Origin of the sequence: Stenotrophomonas sp. MMGLT7 (genome assembly GCF_021168555.1) — a bacterium.
Classification (GTDB): Bacteria; Pseudomonadota; Gammaproteobacteria; order Xanthomonadales; family Xanthomonadaceae; genus MMGLT7.
The window spans coordinates 104,336-121,374 of sequence record NZ_JAJOZS010000002.1; the positions used below are offsets into that span (position 1 = coordinate 104,336).

The window sequence follows — 17,039 nt, forward strand, 5'->3', positions numbered from 1 at the left end:
ACAGGTGAGACGTGATCATGCGCCATCAGATCTCCACCTGCGCTCCCAGTTCCACCAGGCGATTGCCCGGGATGCGGAAGAAGCCGGTGGCCGGCGCCGCGTTGCGGTGCATGAGCGCGAACAGCTTGTCGCGCCACACCGGCATGCCGCGGTTGGCACTGGCCACCACGGTCTCGCGGCTGGCGAAATAGGTGGTGTCCATCGGATCGAAGATGACGCCGCCCTGGTCGCAGGAGCGGGTCAGCGCCAGCGGCACGTCCGGGGTCTCCATGAAGCCGAAGCGCACGATCACCCGGTAGAAGTCGTCGCCGATGGACTCGATCTTCAGCCGCTGCCTGCTGCTGGCGTACGGCACCTGCAGGGTTTCCACGTTGAGGAACACGTTGCGCTCGTGCAGCACCTTGTTGTGCTTGAGGTTGTGCATCAGCGCGTGCGGCACCACCATCGGGTCGGCGGTCAGGAACACCGCCGTGCCGGGCACCCGCACCGGCGGCGCCAGCATCAGCCCGGGCAGGAAGCTGTCGATGCGGATGCCGTCCTTGCGGATCTCCTCGCGCAGCAGCTGGCGGCCGCGGCGCCAGGTCCGCATCATCGTGAACACCACCACGCCCAGCACCAGCGGGAACCACGCTCCCTGCAGGATCTTGGCGCCGTTGGCGACGACGAAGGCCAGCTCGATCAGGAAGAACACCACGCACAGCGGCAGCACCCAGCGCCGCCACTTCGGCCACAGCGCGCGCGCCACCAGCACCAGCAGCAGGGTGTCGATCAGCATCGTCAGCGACACCGAGATGCCGTAGGCCACGGCCAGGTTGGCCGAGCTGCGGAACACCAGCACCAGCGCGATCACCAGCACCGCCAGCAACCAGTTGATGCCCGGCACGTAGATCTGGCCGATGGTGTCGTGCGAGGTGTGCTTGACCAGCATGCGCGGGATGTAGCCCAGCTGCATGGCCTGGCGCGCCACCGAGAACGCGCCGGTGATCACCGCCTGCGAGGCGATCACCGCCGCCAGCGTGGCCAGCACGATCATCGGGTACAGCGCCCACTGCGGCACCGCCTCGAAGAAGGGGTTCTTCACCGAGGTCGGGTGGTTGAGCACCAGCGCGCCCTGCCCCAGGTAGTTCAGCACCAGGCACGGCAGCACGAAGAAGTACCAGGCATGGCGGATCGGCTGGGCGCCGAAATGGCCCATGTCGGCGTACAGCGCCTCGCCGCCGGTCACCGCCAGCACCACCGCGCCGAGGATGAAGATGCCGTGCCAGCCGTGGTCGAGGAAGAATCGCATGCCCCACCACGGGTTGAACGCCTTGAGCACCTCGGGCGCATCGACGACGTTCCAGATCCCCACCGCCGCCAGCGACAGGAACCACACCGTGGTGATCGGCCCGAACACCTTGCCGACCTTGGCGGTGCCGAAGCGCTGGGCCATGAACACCAGCACCAGCACCACCACGGTGATCGGCACCACGAACGCATGCAGGCCCGGCGCGGCGATCTCCAGGCCCTCGACCGCGCTCATCACCGAGATCGCCGGGGTGATCACGCCGTCGCCGAAGAACAGCGAGGCGCCGAAGATACCCAGCATCCCCACCACGTAGGCCGAGCGCGAGCCGTTGCGCAGGGTGCGCTGGGCCAGCGCCATCAGCGCCATGATGCCGCCCTCGCCCTCGTTGTCGGCGCGCATGATGATGGTCACGTACTTGAGCGTGACCACGATCATCAGCGCCCAGAACGCCAGCGACAGCACGCCCAGCACGGTGTCGTGGTCGCTGGCCAGGCCGTAGTGCGGCGAGAACGCCTCCTTGATGGTGTACAGCGGGCTGGTGCCGATATCGCCGAACACCACGCCGATGGCGCCGATGACCAGTGCCAGGCGGCTGCCATGGGCGGCGTGGCCGGTGGCCGGGGAAGCGGGAGGGGTGGGGGATGACATGGGATGCTCAGGTTATAGCCGCGGCCCGTGAAGAGGGCGCGCGGACTCAGCGCAGCGCGGCCTGCAGGGCCTTGCGGATGACCGTGGCGACATCGTCGCCCTCGCCGCCGGCGTCGCGCGCCATGCGCGCCGCCTCGGCCGGCTTGTAGCCCAGCTGCTGCAGCGCCACCGACGCCTCGGACACCGGGTCGTTGCCGAGCTGGCTGCTGATCGGCGCCCCGCCGCCGCCGAACTGGTCGGCGCGGTCGCGCAGTTCCACCACCATGCGCTCGGCGGTCTTCTTGCCGATGCCGGGGATGCGGGTCAGCGCGGCGACGTCGCCGGTCTGCACCAGCCGTGCGAACTCGTCCACGCTCACCCCCGACAGCACCGCCAGCGCGATCTTGGCGCCGATGCCGGACACCCGCTGCACGTCGCGGAACAGCCTGCGCTCGCCCTCGCGCAGGAAGCCGTACAGCGACACGCTGTCCTCCTTCTGCGCGTAGTGGGTGAACAGGGTGACCTCGCGGCCCAGGTCGGGCAGGTCGTAGAAGGTGCTCATCGGCGTCTCCAGCTCGTAGCCGACGCCGCCGACGTCGATCACCAGCCACGGCGGCTGCTTGTAGGCCAGGATGCCGCGCAGGCGGCCGATCATGGGGCGCCTCCTTGGAGGCGCCGGGATTGGGGACTGGGGATTGGGGATTCGTCGAAGCGGGATCGCGCGGCTGTTGCCGTTGCCGTGCCAATCCCGAATCCCGAATCCCGAATCGCTGCTTCGTTCATTTCCGGCTCCAAGCCTGTCTGGTATCCACTCCCAGGCGGCGCGCGGTCGCGCGCACGTGGGCGTGGGTGATGGCCACCGCCAGCGCATCGGCGGCGTCGGCCTGCAACTTGCCCTGCAGGTTGAGCATGACCCCGACCATGTGCTGGACCTGGACCTTGTCCGCCCCGCCCTTGCCGACCACCGCCAGCTTGATCTCCTTGGCGGCGTACTCGTGCACCGGCAGGTCCTGCATCACCACGGCGCAGATCGCCGCGCCGCGGGCCTGGCCGAGCTTGAGCGCGGAGATCGCGCTCTTGCCCATGAACACCTGCTCGATCGCCACCTCGTCGGGCCGGTACTCCTCGATCAGTGCGTTCAGCCCCTGCGCCAGCAGCTTCAGCCGCCGGGCGAAGTCCTCCGCGCCCAGCAGCACCAGCGGCACGTGATGGACATGGCGGGTGCGCCCGGCATCGTCGATGTCGATGATGCCCACGCCGGTGCGCTGCGAACCGGGATCGATGCCGAGGATGCGGGTCATGGGAGGACCGGGATTGGGGATTCGGGATTGGAGATCAGTGAAGAGCGTACGCCGACGCGGACGGGCCGCCTCGGCGATTCCCCGATCCCGAATCCCGGGGCGCCATCAGGCGCTCCCCAGGGATGCCTGATCGACGTTGGAATACACGTCCTGGACGTCGTCCAGGTCGTCCAGCAGGTCCAGCAGCTTGCGCACCTGCTGCGCGGTGTCGCCGTCGACGGCGATGTCGTTGTCGGCGCGGAAGGTGACCTCGGCGTGGTCGGGGGCCAGCCCGGCCGCCGCCATCGCGTCCTTGACCGCGACGAACGACTCCGGCGCGGTGACCACGTCGATCGCGCCGTCCTCGGGGTAGACCACCACGTCGTCGGCACCGGCCTCGATCGCCGCCTCGGTGACCTTGTCCTCGTCGGCGCCCGGCGCGTAGCTGAGCACGCCCAGGCGCTTGAACATGAACGCGACCGAGCCCTCGGTGCCCATGTTGCCGCCGCACTTGCTGAAGGCGTGGCGGACGTCGGCCACGGTGCGCACGCGGTTGTCGGTCAGGCAGTCCACGATCACCGCCACGCCGCCGGGGGCGTAGCCCTCATAGCGCACTTCCTCGTACTCCACGCCTTCCAGCTCGCCGGTGGCCTTCTTGATCGCGCGCTCGATCACGTCCTTGGTCATGTTGGACGACAGGCCCTTGTCGATCGCCACGCGCAGCCGCGGGTTGTTGCCCGGGTCGCCGCCGCCGGCGCGCGCGGCGACGCCGATCTCGCGGATGATCTTGGTGAACACCTTGCCGCGCTTGGCATCGGAGGCGTTCTTGCGTGCCTCGATCGACGGACCTCTACCCATGGCTGTTTCCTGGATGCTGCTTGAATGACAAGCGGCTGATTTTACCCGATCCCCGCCGCGGGCCGTTGACCGGGGTCAATTGGCGCGGAAGCGGCCCTCGCGCAGGAACGCCAGCGCCTGCCGCGCCGCCTCCGGCGAGAACACCAGCCCGCTGTGGCTGGCCGGCACCACGCAATGGTCGGCCAGCCCGTCCAGCCGGGTCTCGGCGACGGCGACGGTGCCGTCCGACTCCGCCATTTCCACGAACAGCCGCCCCAGGCCCATCGGCCTGGCTCCGGCGATCATGCCGACCGGTATGCCTCCGGCCCACGGTGCAACGCCATCGAGCAGGAGCGTGCGGCCGTGCCCCAGTGCCCAGGCACACCAGCGCAGCCCGGCCACCCGGCGCGCGACGCCGCTGCCGCACAGTGGACTGCCGAGGCAGACGATGCGCCCGATCGGCAACTCCGGGTACCGGCGTGCCGTCTCCAACGCCACCATCCCGCCCAGGCTATGCCCGACCAGCGCCAGCGGCCGCCCGTCCTGCGCTCCGATGTGCCGCGCCAGCGATGCCACCGCGGCTTCCGGCCCCTGCAAGGCGCCGCGGTAGCCGAACAGCCGGGCATCGAATCCTGCCGCGCGCAAATGCCACGCCAGTGGCCACATCCACCAGGCGGGATTCCAGATGCCGTGCAGGAGCAGAACCTTGGACAGCCGCACCATGACGATTCCTCGACGGCGGGACGGACAACGAGGCGCAGGCTACGGAAAGGCACCTCCGGCCGCCAGTCGACCTGCAAGCGGCGCGAGTCCATCGGGCACGACGACGCGCTGCGGCGCCGGCCCGCCCGTCCTCGCGCACGCTCACTGCGCCGGCGGCCGCACCCGCACCCGGGCGCCGTCGGCCAGCAGCGCGTTCGGCGCCAGCACCACCTCGTCGCCGGCGGCCACGCCGGACAGCACCTCGATCTCGTTGCCCAGCTGGCGCCCCGGCGTCACCTCGACGTAGCGCAGCACGCCGCCCTCCTCCACCCGCCCCACCCGCGTCACGGCACCGTCCTGGACCACCGCCGCCAGCGGCAGCACCGCCGCCGGCGCCGCGCGCGGCACGCTCAGGCGCACCTGGCCGACCATCCCGGCCGGGATGCGCCCGCCCGGGTTGGGCAGGCGCAGTTCCACCCGCATGCCGCCGGCGTCCTCGGAGATGCGCTGCGCGCTGCGCACCACCTCCGCATCGAACTGTTCGCCCGGCAGTTCGGCGAACGCCACCTGCGCACGCATGCCCGGCCGCACCTGCAGCACCGCGCTCTGCGGCACGTCCACTGCGATGCGCAGCGGGTCGAGCGCGTCGATGCGGAACATCGGCACCAGGGCCGCGGCGGCATCGCCGACCACGCGGTCGCCGCGCTCGACGTTGCGCACGCTCACCACGCCGTCGAACGGGGCGCGCACGCGGCTGAAGTCCCGGCGCTCGCGCGCACTGGCCAGTTGCGCACGCGCCGCCTCCAGCGCCGCCTGCGCGGCGTCGCGCACGCCCAGCCGGTTGCTGTAGTCCTCGCGCGAGACCAGTTGCTCGCGCAGCATCGCCTCGGCGCGGTAATGGTTGCCGCGCGCCAGCGCCAGGTCGGCCTCGGCCCGGGCGACCTGGGCCTGCGCCTCGCGCACCGCCTGGTCGATCTCCGGCGCATCGATGACGGCCAGCACCTGGCCGGCACGGACGGGGTCGCCGAGGTCGGCCAGGCGTTCGCCGACCAGCCCGGTGGCACGCGCGAACACCTGCGCGGTCTGCCCGGGCTGGGCGCGCGCCGGCAGCACCATCGCCTGCTCGGGTTCGGCCGCACGCGCCTGCGCCAGCGCGACCTCGGGCACCTGCGCGGCCGCGGCGCCCTGGCCCTTCCCCTCGCCGCAGCCGGCGAGCAGCAGGCACAGCAACGGCACCGCGGCGGCGGCCGGAAAGGAACGGACAGCCCGTGCCGCGACGGCGCCCGAATGCCGGGCATGCGCCCGGCCATCGGCATGCAGCGCAAGGCGTGGCCCGCCGTCAGGACCGGCCTTCCCGGCACGCTCCGCGACGCGGTGGTGCACGTCGGCGGCCTGGCCGGCATTCGGGCGCTGCCGCGCCACTGGACCCATGGCATTCATCGGACGACTCCTTCGCCGTCGGCCTGGCCGTCGGCGGTTGCGGCCGCGGCGAGGCGGCGGTTGTGGTGGCGGCCGAGCACGGCCAGGATCGAGGGCACCAGCAGCAGCGTGGCCGGGGTGCCGAACATCAGCCCGCCGATCACCGCGCGGCCGAGCGGCGCGTTCTGCTCGCCGCCCTCGCCCAGCCCGAGCGCCATCGGCACGATGCCCAGCACCATCGCGCTGGCGGTCATCAGCACCGGCCGCAGCCGCACCGCCGCGGCCTCGTAGGCGGCCTGCTCGGGATCGTGGCCGTCAGCGATCAGGTTGCGCGCGAAGCTGGTCACCAGCACGCTGTTGGCGGTGGACACGCCGATCACCATCATCACCCCCATCAGCGCCGGCACGCTCAGCGGGGTGCCGGTGACGAACAGCGCCACCGCCGCCCCGGCGATCGCCAGCGGCAGCCCGGACATCGCCACCAGCGGCTGGATCCAGGACTGGAAGTTGACCACCAGCACCAGGAACACCAGCACCGCCGCGGTCAGCAGGCCGGCGGCCAGTTCGCCGTAGGCGCTGCGCATCTCCCCGGCCTGGCCGACGATCTCGATGCGGTTGCCGGGCTTGAGGCGCCCGCCCATCTCGTCGGTGATCCGCTGCAGGTCGGCGTAGACGCCGCCGAGGTCGCGCTCCTGGACGTTGGCGACGACGCTGACGGTCGGCGCCAGCATCACCCGGCCGATGCTGGCCGGGACCGTGCGCGGAACCACGCTGGCGACGCTGCGCAGCAGCACGGTGCCGTCCGTGCCCACCCGCAGTGGGGTGTTGAGCAGTTCGTCGATGCTTTCCAGGTCCGCCGGCAGCACCTGCAGCTGCACCGTGTAGGAGGTGGCGGCGGCCTGGTCGACCCAGTACACCGGCGTCACCGTGCCGGCCGAGCCGAGCACCGCCAGCACCGCGCGACTGGCGTCCTCGGCGCTGATGCCAAGCTGGGCGGCGCGGCTGCGGTCGATGGCGATGTGGTACTCGGGCAGGTCCAGCACCTGCCGCACCATCACGTCGGTGGCGCCGCGCACCTGCTGCAGCCGCGGCACCAGCTCGCGCGCCAGCGCCAGGTTGCCGGCGGCGTCGCGGCCATTGAAACGCACTTCCAGCGCGCCCATCGCCGCGCCGGCCAGGGTGCGGCCGGTGGCATCGGGCGGGCGCTCGAACAGGCGCACCTCGGGGAAGCGCTCGGCGATGCGCTCGCGGATCGCCTTCAGGTAGCCGGCGCTGGGCGCGTGCGGCGCGCGCAGCTGCAGCATCAGCTCGGCCTCGAACGAACCGACCACCGCGCTGTCCACCCAGGCCAGGTTGACCGCGTCGGGGATGCCGATCTGCTCGTACACGGTCTGCAGCTCGGCGGCGGGGACGATGTCGCGGATCTCGCGCTGGATCTGCGCCAGCCGCTGCGCCGTTTCCTCCAGCCGGGTGCCCGGCGGCATCCGCACCTGCAGCCGCAACTGCCCGGCATCGACCTGAGGGAAGTACTCGCGCCCGAGCATCAGCCCGGCGCCGGTGCCGAGCGCCAGCAGCAGCAGCGCCGCGGCCGCCAGCACGCCGCCATGGTGGCCGAGCCGCAGCAGCAGCGCGTGGTGGCGTCCGCGCAGCCGCACCAGGGCGTGGTCGAAGCGGTGGTGCAGCACCAGCAGCGCGCGCTCGGCACCGCGGCGCGGCTGCCGGCGGCTGCGGATGTCGGCCGGCAGCAGCAGGTAGCACAGCACCGGTATCAGCGTGCGCGAGAGCAGGAACGAGGCCATCATCGCGAAGATCACCGCCAGCGCCAGCGGCGTGAACACCCATGCCGACAGCCCGGTCATCAGCAGGATCGGGGTGAGCACGATGCAGATCGACACGGTGGAGACGAACTCGGGGAACACCACCTCGCTGGCGCTGTCCAGGATCGCGCTGCGCACGTCCTTGCCCAGGGCGATGTGGCGGTTGGTGTTCTCCACGTCCACCACCGCGTTGTCGACCAGGATGCCGATCGCCAGCGCCAGCCCGCCCAGGGTCATCACGTTGAAGGTGTAGCCGAGCAGGTACAGCGCGGTCACCGAGGCCAGCAGCGCCAGCGGGATCGCCGACAGCACGATCAGGCTGGAGCGCCAGGAACCGACGAACACCAGCACCACCGCCGCCACCAGCAGCCCGACCAGGATCGCCTCGTGGCGGATCGAGGCGATCGCGTTGTCGACGAACAGCGACTGGTCGAAGATCGGCTCGATGCGCGTGCCCGGTGGCGCCGAGGCAAGGATTTCCGGCAGCCGCTCGCGCGCCTGGCGCACGATCTCCACCGCCGAGGCGCCGCCCATCTTGATCAGCGCCACCGATACCGCGTTGGCGCCGTCCATGCGCGCGATGTTGGTCTGCAGCGCGCCGCCGTCGCGCACGCTGGCCACGTCGCGCACGTAGACGACGTTGCCGCCGCGGCTGGCGATCGGCAGGTCGAGGAAGCCGGCCGCGCTCTCCGGGCTGGTCTCCAGCGCGACCTGCATCTCGCGCGTGCCCTCGCGGATGTTGCCCGACGGCAGCGTCGGGCTGCCGCGTTCCAGCGCGCCGGTCACGTCCTGCGGGGTCAGTCTGTGGGTCTGCAGCGCCTGCGGGTCGAGGTCGACCATGACCTGCCGCGCCGCGCCGCCGTACGGCAGGGTCATGCGCACGCCCGGGATCGACTGGATCTGCGAGCGCAGCTGCAGCCGCGCGTAGTCGTACAGCTGCGCCCCGCTCATCGAGTCCGACGACAGCACCAGCTGCAGCACCGGCGTGCTGGAGACGTTGTTGCGCACCACCAGCGGCGGCGAGGTGCCCGGCGGCATGCGCCGCAGGATGGTCTGCGAGACCGCGGTCATCTGCGCCAGGGCGCGCTCCAGGTTGACCCCCGGCTGGAAGTCCACGCGCACGATGCCGATGCCGTTCAGGGTTTCCGAGCGCACCTCCTTGAGGTCGTCGACGTTGTTGAGCACCGAGGTCTCGGAGAACGAGGTCAGCTTGGCCGCCATCTCCGACGCCGGCAGGCCGGCGTAGGTCCAGATCAGGTTGACCGAGGGGATGCCGACCTCGGGCAGGATGTCGGTGGGCATGCGCCGCGCCGACTGCAGCCCGAACAGCAGGATCACGATGGCGAGTACGCCGATGGTGTAGCGGCGCGACAGGGCGTACTGGACGATCCACATGCGAACGGCTCCGGCGGGGGACGGAAGGCTCGCCGGCCGGGTCGGCTATGCGGCGACAGCACCGCCCGGGCCGGATTGCCGGCGGACGCGACCACGGCCGCGCCCGCACCCGGCAATACTGGCCTGACGCCACGCCGCTCCGGTCAAAACTGACACGATGGTAATTTCGGCGTCAGCGTCGGTCGCGGCCAGGGTGTCCCGGAAGCGGCTCATGCCCCCGCAGGAGCAATGCAGGAGCAATGCAGGAGCGATGTAGGAGCGATGTAGGAGCGACTTCAGTCGCGACGGGGCTTTACCGGTAGAGTCCCTTCGCGACTGAAGTCGCTCCTACATGGCTCCTGCGGGTCACTGCACGCCGGCATTGCCGGGTCGCTGCACGTCCGCGGCTGCGTAGCCACGCCCGACCGGCCGCCGCACTGCAGGCACCCGCGGATCAGCGCTCCGGCTGCGGCCCGCGGCGCAGGATGAACTCCAGGTCGCGCACGCGGCCGACCGGGAACTCGTAGCTGCCGACCTTCTCGAAGCCGTGGCGGGCATAGAAGCGCTGGGCGCCGAAGTTCTGCGACCACACGCCGATCCACAGCGTGCGCGGCCCCTCGCGCAGCAGCCACTGCAGCGCGGTGTCGAACAGGCGGCTGCCCAGGCCCGCGTTCTGGTGGCTGCCCAGCAGGTACAGCCGCTTCAGCTCGCCGTCGCCGTGCCGTACCTGCGGGTGCGGCAGGCCGCAGGGACCGGCGGCGGCATGGCCGACCGCCACGCCGTCGTCCTCCAGCAGCCAGATCGCGTAGTCCGGATGCGCCAGCACGATGCGCGAGCGCTCAACCGCGTAGCTCTCGGCAAGGAAGTCGCGCAGGTCCTGGTCCGGGTACAGGTGCCCGAAGGTCTCGGTGAAAGTCTGCGCGGCCAATGCCGAGAGCGCCTCGGCGTCGGCCGGACCGGCGCGGCGGATGTTCAGCGGCATCCGCCCGCCCCCGCCCCGTTTCCTTCCCCCGCAACCTGGGGAAGGTCGGACGTGTCGCGCGGGACCGGCTTCGATGCCATCGACGTGTCGCCAGGTCGGCCGGCCGGGATCATTCCGGCTTCTTGGGGCGCACCTGCACGTGCACCTCGGCCAGCTGCGCGTCCGGGATCGGCGACGGCGCGCCGGTCATCAGGCACTGCGCACCGGTGGTCTTGGGGAACGGGATGACGTCGCGGATCGACTCGGTGCCGGCCATCAGCGCGGCGATGCGGTCGATGCCGAAGGCGATGCCGCCGTGCGGCGGGGCGCCGTAGTTGAGCGCGTCGAGCAGGAAGCCGAACTTGGCGCGCGCCTCCTCGGCGCCGATGCCGAGCAGCTCGAACACCGCGCTCTGCATCTCCGGCCGGTGGATGCGGATCGAGCCGCCGCCGATCTCGTTGCCGTTGAGCACCATGTCGTAGCCGCGCGACACCGCGGTCCTGGCGTGCTCGCGCAGCTGCGCGATGTCGTTCACCGCCGGCGCGGTGAAGGGATGGTGCAGGGCCACGTAGCGCTGCTCGGCCTCGTCCCACTCGAACATCGGGAAGTCGGTGACCCACAGCGGCCGCCAGCCCTCGGCGACCCGGCCGAACTCGCGGCCGGCCTTCAGCCGCAGCGCACCCATGAAGTCAGACACGGTGTTGTACTTGCCGGCGCCGAAGAACACGATGTCGCCGTTGCCGGCGCCGACCTGCCCGAGCAGCGCGGCGAAGGCGTCCTCGTGGAAGAACTTGGCGATCGGCGAGCTGACCTCGCCGTTCTCGCCCAGCTTGACGTAGGCCAGGCCCTTGGCGCCGAACTTGGCCGCATGCGCGGCGTAGTCGTCGATGTGCTTGCGCGACAGGCTGGCACCGCCGGGGATGCGCAGCGCCGCCACGCGCCCTTCCGGGTCGGCCGCGGCGTCGGTGAACACCTTGAACTCGCTGCCGCGCACCTGCTCGGCGACGTCGACCAGCTCCAGGTCGATGCGCAGGTCCGGCTTGTCCGAACCGTAGCGGCGCATCGCCTCGGCCCAGGTCATGCGCGGGAACTGCGCGTCCAGCTCGACGTCCACCACCTGCTTGAACACGTGGCGGATCATCCCTTCCACCGCATCCTGGATGTCGCGCTCCTCGACGAAGGCGAACTCCATGTCCAGCTGGGTGAACTCCAGCTGGCGGTCCGCGCGCAGCGCCTCGTCGCGGAAGCAGCGCGCGATCTGGTAGTAGCGGTCGAAGCCGGCGATCATCAGGATCTGCTTGAACAGCTGCGGGCTCTGCGGCAGCGCGTAGAACTCGCCCTCGTGCATGCGCGCCGGCACCAGGAAGTCGCGCGCGCCCTCCGGCGTGGCCTTGGTCAGGATCGGCGTCTCGATGTCCTGGAAGCCACGCTCGTCCAGGTAGCGGCGCAGCGCCTGCACCAGCTTGATGCGGGTGCGCTGCATGCGCTGCATCTGCGGCCGGCGCAGGTCCAGGTAGCGGTAGCGCAGGCGGGTTTCCTCGGTGGGGTTCTCGTGGGCGTGGAACGGCAGCGGCGCGGCCTTGTTGAGCACGCTGATGCGGGTGGCGATCACCTCGACCTTGCCGCTGCGCAGCTTGTCGTTGACCGACTCGCGCGCACGCACCACGCCCTCGACCTGCAGCACGTCCTCGTAGCCCAGGCTGGCGGCCACCGCGAACACCTCGGCGTTGGAGGGTTCCACCGTCACCTGGACGATGCCCTCGTGGTCGCGCAGGTCGATGAAGCACACGCCTCCCAGGTTGCGGGCGACGTCGGTCCAGCCGGCCAGGGTGACGGTTTGCCCGATCAGGGTCTCGTCGACCAGGCCGCAGTAGTGGGTACGCATGGGGTAAAGCTCCGCAGGGTGTCCGACGCGGGTGGCGCCGGGAAGCCGGATATTCTGCGGCGAGCGGCGGATGGGGGCAAATCGCGCCCACTCATCCTTTCTTAATTTTCCGCCGGGCCAAATGACGCCATCCCCGATCACAGGAAGACCCTCCATGGCCAGACCCCGCCTTTCCCTCCTCGTCCTGCTGGCGCTCGGCGCGGCGGCAGCGGGCCTGTCGGCCCACGCGCAGCCGGCGCGCGGCTGGGATGGCCCCGGCCCGGGCAGCACCGTCCGCTGCGAGAGCAACGACCGCCGCGAGCGCAGTTGTCCCACCCCCTGGCGCAGTGCCCGGCTGGTGCGCCAGCTGTCGAGCACGCAATGCGTGGAAGGCCGCACCTGGTACTCGCGCCAGGGCGAGATCCACGTCCGCAACGGCTGCCGCGGCGAGTTCGCCGAGGCCCGCGGCAACGGCTCCCGCGGCAATGGCTGGGGCCCCGGACGTCCCGGCAACAGCGGCTACTCGGTGACCTGCTCCAGCGACAACAACCGCCTGCGCACCTGTGCCTGGGACCGCCGCCAGGGGCGCCCCTACGTGGCCCAGCAACTGTCCAAGACCCGCTGCGAGGAAGGCCGCACCTGGGGCGTCCGCGGCACCGACCTGTGGGTCAACGACGGCTGCCGGGCCAGGTTCGGCGCGCGCTGACGGGGGACAGGTTCGCTGGAAACGGCTGTGGGAGCGACCGTAGGAGCGACTTCAGTCGCGATGGGGCCTTACCGGTAGAGCCCGATCGCGACTGAAGTCGCTCCTACAGTCGCTCCTACGGGTGCTCCTGCGCGGATCGACCTCCTGACGGCCCTCAGTCCGACGCGCCCCAGGGCGCCGGCGGCAGCGGCACCGGCCGCGACAGGTCGAACTCCACCTGGAACAGGCGTCCGTCCGGGCGGCTCAGTTCGTACAGCAAGCGCTTGCGCGGCTCGACCTCCATCGCCCAGGTATTGCTCAGCGAGGCGCTGGAGCCCTCGCGCCGGAACAATGCGATGGATTCGGCATCGACCGGGAACTCCTGGCGCAGCGCGGTGCCCGCTGCGCTGCTGTCGCCGCCGTACCGGGTCAGCACGTCCTCGCTGCCGTCGGCGTGCCGGTGATCGTGCTTGAGGCGCAGGCCGCCGCCGGTACGGGTCAGCACCCAGGTCCGCGAATGGTCCTCGCCCACATGGAAGGGCACGCGCAGCTCCCGCTCGGGCGCATCGCAGCCGCGCACGTGCATCACCAGCGGCTTGCCCTCGAACGGATCGGGCGCGGCGGTGGCCGGTTCGTTGGCGACGATGCGGCCGGCGAAGGCCTGGCCGCAATGTGCGGCGATCGCAGCCATGAAGCGATCGGCCGGCTGCGTCTGCGCGGTGGCCCGCGCGGCAGAGACGGGAAAGGCAAAGGCCGCGACGAGCAGGGGGAACGCGCATGTCTTCATGCCGCCAAGCTAGCAATGCGGCATGGCACGATCAAGCCGGCTCCGCGGCGACCTGCGCCGGGCGGCGGTCTAGCCCGCGGCCTTTTCCGCCGCGGGGGCGTTCGCGGCGTTGTCGGTCTTGGCGGGTGCTGCCGTCTCCGCCGGCTTCGCCTCGCCCGAAGTTCCGCTCTCGGCCAGGTTGTGCTTCTTCTCGCCGGCCGACTTGAAGTCGGTCTCGTACCAGCCGCTGCCGGCCAGACGGAAGGCCGGTGCGGTGACTTGCCGCTTCACGGCATGGGCGCTGCAGGCCGGGCACACTTCGGGATCGGGGGCGGACATCTTTTGCAGGCGGTCGAAGCTGTGGCCGCAGGCAGTGCATTTGAACGCGTAGATGGGCATGGGGAGTGAGGGGCTGGGAAACTGACGGAGCGCAAGGTGGGGACGGTAGACACGATTTCAATGCGGCCATCCCGTCGGGGTACCGCCCCAATCCGCTTCCTTCGGGCTACGGCATCCGCGGCGTTCTCCGCGTCCCAGCGCTTCCATCGTTGCCCCGCGGACCGTCTTCGATCACGCCACGCGGGGCGACGCCGCGTCCGCTCAGTCCCTGAGGAAGTACTCCACGGTCGTCACCACCCGCACCGTCTTGACCTGCGGGCTGCCGCGGTCGCGGTCGCTGATCGAGACCACGCCCTGGTTGGCGCTGCGGATGCCGCCCAGGCGGGCGCCGGAATCCTTGGCGAACTGCTCGGCCGACTTGCGCGCGTTGGCGGTGGCCTCGGCGATCAGTTCGGGCTTGATGTCGTTGAGCTTGGTGAACTCGAACGTGGGGCCGCCGTCGTCGCTGCTGTTGAGCATCACGCCCTTGGCGACGATCTCGCCGCTGCGGCGCAGCGCCGACATCGCCTCGGCGACCTTGGCGGTGCGCAGGGTGACGGTATTGGAATAGCGGTAGCGCTCCGGCGGGCGGTTGTCGCCGTAGGAATAGGCCCAGCGATCCTCCAGCCGCGGCGGCGACACCACCACCTCGTCCTCGCCGAAGCCGGCGCCGGTGAGGAACGTGCGCACGGTGGCGCTGTTGGCATCGAGCTGCGCCTGCACCGCGGCCAGGTCGTCGCCGCCCACCGTCTGCGACAGCGGCCATACCACCAGGTCGGCATCGACGATGCGCTCGGCCGAGCCCTTGACGGTGACGTAGCGATCGGCGGTGCGCAGGTGCGCCATGCCGCTGGCGGCGAACCAGCCGGCAGCGGCCAGGCCGATGGCGATCAACAGGGCGGCGACGATGCGGCCGGCGCGGTGACGGACTTCCATGCTGGGCGACTCCTGGGGACGGAAACTGCGCGCAAGGATAGCGCGGCCGGCGCCGGCGCCGGGTCCGGTGACGCGGGCGCCCGCCGGCAGCGCCGGTTCAGGCGCCTTCGGCCAGTTCCAGCCAGGCCTGCTCGGCCCGTTCCAGGTCCTGTGCGGTGGACTCGCGCGCGCGGCCGAGGGCGGCCATCTTCTCCGCATCGGCGTAGTGCGCCGGATCGGACAGCTGCCGGTCCAGCTCGGCCAGGGCCGACTCCAGTTCGCCCACCCGCTGCTCGGCCTGCGCCAGCTTGTGCGGATTCGGCGGCTTCTTCGTGGGCAGCGGCTTGACCGGCGGCGGCGGAACCGGCGCGGCCTCGGCCATCTTCTGCTTGGTGCCCTGCGCGGCCGGGCGCGAGCGCAGCCATGCCGCGTACTCGTCCAGGTCGCCGTCGAACGGCTCGACCACGCCATCGGCCACGCGCCAGTAGGTGTCGCAGACCAGGCCGATCAGGTGGCGGTCGTGGCTGACCATGACGATGGCGCCGTCGAAATCGCTCAGCGCCTCGGCCAGCGCCTCGCGCATCTCCAGGTCGAGGTGGTTGGTGGGCTCGTCGAGCAGCAGCACGTTGGGCTGCTGCCAGGCGATCAGTGCCAGCGCCAGGCGCGCGCGCTCGCCTCCGGAGAAGCCGTCCACCGGCTCGAAGGCGCGGTCGCCGGGGAAGTTCCACTTGCCGAGGAAGTCGCGGAACGACTGGTTGGACGCATCCGGGGAGATGTCGCGGAAGTGGTCGATCGGCGACTGCCCCTCGTGCAGGGACTCGACCGTGTGCTGGGCGAAGTAGCCGATGCGCAGGTCCGGATGCGCGCTGCGCTCGCCGGCCAGCGGCGCCAGCTCCCCGACCAGGGTCTTCACCAGCGTGGTCTTGCCGGCGCCGTTGGGGCCGAGCAGGCCGATGCGGTCGCCGGCCTCCAGGCCGAACCCCACGTCGTGGAGCACAACGACGGGATTCGGGATTGGAGATTCGGGATTCGGAGGCGCGTGCTGTTGCGAATCCCCTATCCCCAATCCCGAATCCCGCGACTCTACGGCATAGCCGCACTCGACATGCTCCAGCCGGATCAGCGAATGCGGCAGCCGCGCCGGCGGCGCGAACTCGATGCGGAACTCGCGCTCGGCGCGCACCGCCTCGGTACCGGCCAGCTTCTCCAGCCGCTTCATCCGGCTCTGCGCCTGCTTGGCCTTGCTGGCCTTGGCCTTGAAGCGGTCGATGAAGCTCTGCAGGTGGGCGCGCTCGGCCTGTTCCTTCTCGTGCGCGATCTGCTGCTGGCGCAGCTGCTCGGTGCGCTGGCGCTCGAAGTCGGTATAGCCGCCCACGTACAGCTTGGCGGTGCCGCCGTGCAGGTGCAGGGTGTGGGTGGCGACGTTGTCGAGGAACTCGCGGTCGTGGCTGATCAGCAGCAGCGTGCCCGGGTACCTGAGCAGCCATTGCTCCAGCCACAGCACCGCGTCCATGTCCAGGTGGTTGGTCGGCTCGTCGAGCAGCAGCAGGTCCGAGGGCATCATCAGCGCCCGCGCCAGGTTCAGGCGCACGCGCCACCCGCCGGAGAACGCCGACACCGCGCGCGAGTGCGTGGCGGCCGGGAAACCCAGCCCGTGCAGCAGCTTGCCGGCGCGGGCCTCGGCGTCGTAGCCGTCGATCTCGGCCAGCCGCTGGTGCGCGGCCGCCACCGCCTCCCAGTCCTCGCGCGCGCTGGCCTCGGCCTCCTCGCGCAGCACCGCGGCCACCACCTCGTCGCCGCCCAGCACGAAATCGATCGCCGGATCCGGCAGCGACGGCGTTTCCTGCGACACGCTGGCGATGCGGATCCGGCCCGGCAGTTCGACATCGCCCTTGTCTGCCTCCAGTTCGCCGCGCACGGCGGCGAACAGGCTGGACTTGCCGGCGCCGTTGCGCCCGACGACGCCGACGCGATAGCCGGCATGCAGGGTGAGGTCGACATTGGACAGCAGCAGCCGCTCGCCGCGGCGCAGGGCGAAGTTACGCAGGGAAATCATCCGGGGAGGACTCGTAAATAACCAAAAGGAATGAGCAGATGAGCAGCATTCCTGCGACGCCATTCTAGCG

Annotated in this window: 13 protein-coding genes and 1 pseudogene; 1 reads left to right on the plus strand and 13 read right to left on the minus strand. The window is 70.9% G+C overall.

The genetic code is table 11. The features are described from left to right. Positions 1-25 precede the first annotated feature (25 nt). The 9 genes from LRX76_RS03235 to aspS all read right to left on the minus strand — a co-directional run bounded on the left by LRX76_RS03235 (position 26) and on the right by aspS (position 12,190). On the minus strand, positions 26-1,936 hold the full coding sequence (locus LRX76_RS03235) for a potassium transporter Kup (RefSeq protein ID WP_231802048.1): 1,911 nt from the start codon (positions 1,934-1,936) through the stop codon (positions 26-28). Between the two features lie 46 nt (positions 1,937-1,982). After that, positions 1,983-2,570 carry a Holliday junction branch migration protein RuvA gene (gene ruvA / locus LRX76_RS03240; protein WP_231802050.1) on the minus strand — a complete coding sequence of 196 codons (588 nt, stop codon included), beginning with the start codon at positions 2,568-2,570 and terminating at the stop codon, positions 1,983-1,985. 124 nt (positions 2,571-2,694) lie between these two features. Then, positions 2,695-3,216 (minus strand): crossover junction endodeoxyribonuclease RuvC, encoded by a 522-nt coding sequence (ruvC, locus tag LRX76_RS03245; RefSeq protein ID WP_231802052.1) that lies wholly within the window; start codon positions 3,214-3,216, stop codon positions 2,695-2,697. A gap of 105 nt (positions 3,217-3,321) precedes the next feature. Next, the gene (locus LRX76_RS03250; protein ID WP_231802054.1) at positions 3,322-4,053 is read right to left on the minus strand and encodes a YebC/PmpR family DNA-binding transcriptional regulator; all 732 of its coding nucleotides are present in this window, start codon (positions 4,051-4,053) and stop codon (positions 3,322-3,324) included. A gap of 75 nt (positions 4,054-4,128) precedes the next feature. Continuing rightward, positions 4,129-4,755, minus strand: a complete 627-nt coding sequence (locus LRX76_RS03255; protein ID WP_231802056.1) for an alpha/beta fold hydrolase — start codon at positions 4,753-4,755, stop codon at positions 4,129-4,131. 141 nt (positions 4,756-4,896) lie between these two features. Then, complete coding sequence (locus LRX76_RS03260; RefSeq protein ID WP_231802058.1) at positions 4,897-6,174, minus strand: efflux RND transporter periplasmic adaptor subunit; 1,278 nt, start codon at positions 6,172-6,174, stop codon at positions 4,897-4,899. Then, complete coding sequence (locus LRX76_RS03265) at positions 6,171-9,365, minus strand: efflux RND transporter permease subunit (protein WP_231802060.1); 3,195 nt, start codon at positions 9,363-9,365, stop codon at positions 6,171-6,173. Before LRX76_RS03265 ends, LRX76_RS03260 begins: the two co-directional genes overlap by 4 nt. A gap of 433 nt (positions 9,366-9,798) precedes the next feature. Continuing rightward, positions 9,799-10,326, minus strand: a complete 528-nt coding sequence (locus LRX76_RS03270; RefSeq protein ID WP_231802062.1) for a GNAT family N-acetyltransferase — start codon at positions 10,324-10,326, stop codon at positions 9,799-9,801. Between the two features lie 109 nt (positions 10,327-10,435). Further along, on the minus strand, positions 10,436-12,190 hold the full coding sequence (gene aspS, locus LRX76_RS03275; protein ID WP_231802064.1) for an aspartate--tRNA ligase: 1,755 nt from the start codon (positions 12,188-12,190) through the stop codon (positions 10,436-10,438). A 250-nt stretch (positions 12,191-12,440) separates the two neighbouring features. Between aspS and LRX76_RS03280 the strand changes: the two are divergent. After that, positions 12,441-12,875, plus strand: a pseudogene (locus LRX76_RS03280) (DUF3011 domain-containing protein); the annotation flags it as partial. A 154-nt stretch (positions 12,876-13,029) separates the two neighbouring features. Here the strand turns inward: LRX76_RS03280 and LRX76_RS03285 are convergent. The 4 genes from LRX76_RS03285 to LRX76_RS03300 all read right to left on the minus strand — a co-directional run bounded on the left by LRX76_RS03285 (position 13,030) and on the right by LRX76_RS03300 (position 16,969). Beyond that, complete coding sequence (locus LRX76_RS03285; protein WP_231802066.1) at positions 13,030-13,641, minus strand: hypothetical protein; 612 nt, start codon at positions 13,639-13,641, stop codon at positions 13,030-13,032. Between the two features lie 69 nt (positions 13,642-13,710). Then, the gene (locus LRX76_RS03290) at positions 13,711-14,019 is read right to left on the minus strand and encodes a zinc ribbon domain-containing protein (protein ID WP_231802068.1); all 309 of its coding nucleotides are present in this window, start codon (positions 14,017-14,019) and stop codon (positions 13,711-13,713) included. Between the two features lie 201 nt (positions 14,020-14,220). Continuing rightward, entirely contained in the window at positions 14,221-14,934 is a 714-nt protein-coding gene (locus LRX76_RS03295) for an SIMPL domain-containing protein (RefSeq protein ID WP_231802070.1), read from the minus strand. 97 nt (positions 14,935-15,031) lie between these two features. Continuing rightward, positions 15,032-16,969 carry an ABC-F family ATP-binding cassette domain-containing protein gene (locus LRX76_RS03300; RefSeq protein WP_231802072.1) on the minus strand — a complete coding sequence of 646 codons (1,938 nt, stop codon included), beginning with the start codon at positions 16,967-16,969 and terminating at the stop codon, positions 15,032-15,034. Between the last annotated feature and the right edge of the window lie 70 nt (positions 16,970-17,039).

Excerpts from the sequence above, each read along its gene's own strand:
- LRX76_RS03235 (WP_231802048.1), bottom strand. The coding sequence starts at position 1,936 with ATGTCATCCCCCACCCCTCCCGCTTCCCCGGCCACCGGCCACGCCGCC.
- ruvA (WP_231802050.1), bottom strand. The coding sequence starts at position 2,570 with ATGATCGGCCGCCTGCGCGGCATCCTGGCCTACAAGCAGCCGCCGTGG.
- ruvC (WP_231802052.1), bottom strand. The coding sequence starts at position 3,216 with ATGACCCGCATCCTCGGCATCGATCCCGGTTCGCAGCGCACCGGCGTG.
- LRX76_RS03250 (WP_231802054.1), bottom strand. The coding sequence starts at position 4,053 with ATGGGTAGAGGTCCGTCGATCGAGGCACGCAAGAACGCCTCCGATGCC.
- LRX76_RS03255 (WP_231802056.1), bottom strand. The coding sequence starts at position 4,755 with ATGGTGCGGCTGTCCAAGGTTCTGCTCCTGCACGGCATCTGGAATCCC.
- LRX76_RS03260 (WP_231802058.1), bottom strand. The coding sequence starts at position 6,174 with ATGAATGCCATGGGTCCAGTGGCGCGGCAGCGCCCGAATGCCGGCCAG.
- LRX76_RS03265 (WP_231802060.1), bottom strand. The coding sequence starts at position 9,365 with ATGTGGATCGTCCAGTACGCCCTGTCGCGCCGCTACACCATCGGCGTA.
- LRX76_RS03270 (WP_231802062.1), bottom strand. The coding sequence starts at position 10,326 with ATGCCGCTGAACATCCGCCGCGCCGGTCCGGCCGACGCCGAGGCGCTC.
- aspS (WP_231802064.1), bottom strand. The coding sequence starts at position 12,190 with ATGCGTACCCACTACTGCGGCCTGGTCGACGAGACCCTGATCGGGCAA.
- LRX76_RS03285 (WP_231802066.1), bottom strand. The coding sequence starts at position 13,641 with ATGAAGACATGCGCGTTCCCCCTGCTCGTCGCGGCCTTTGCCTTTCCC.
- LRX76_RS03290 (WP_231802068.1), bottom strand. The coding sequence starts at position 14,019 with ATGCCCATCTACGCGTTCAAATGCACTGCCTGCGGCCACAGCTTCGAC.
- LRX76_RS03295 (WP_231802070.1), bottom strand. The coding sequence starts at position 14,934 with ATGGAAGTCCGTCACCGCGCCGGCCGCATCGTCGCCGCCCTGTTGATC.
- LRX76_RS03300 (WP_231802072.1), bottom strand. The coding sequence starts at position 16,969 with ATGATTTCCCTGCGTAACTTCGCCCTGCGCCGCGGCGAGCGGCTGCTG.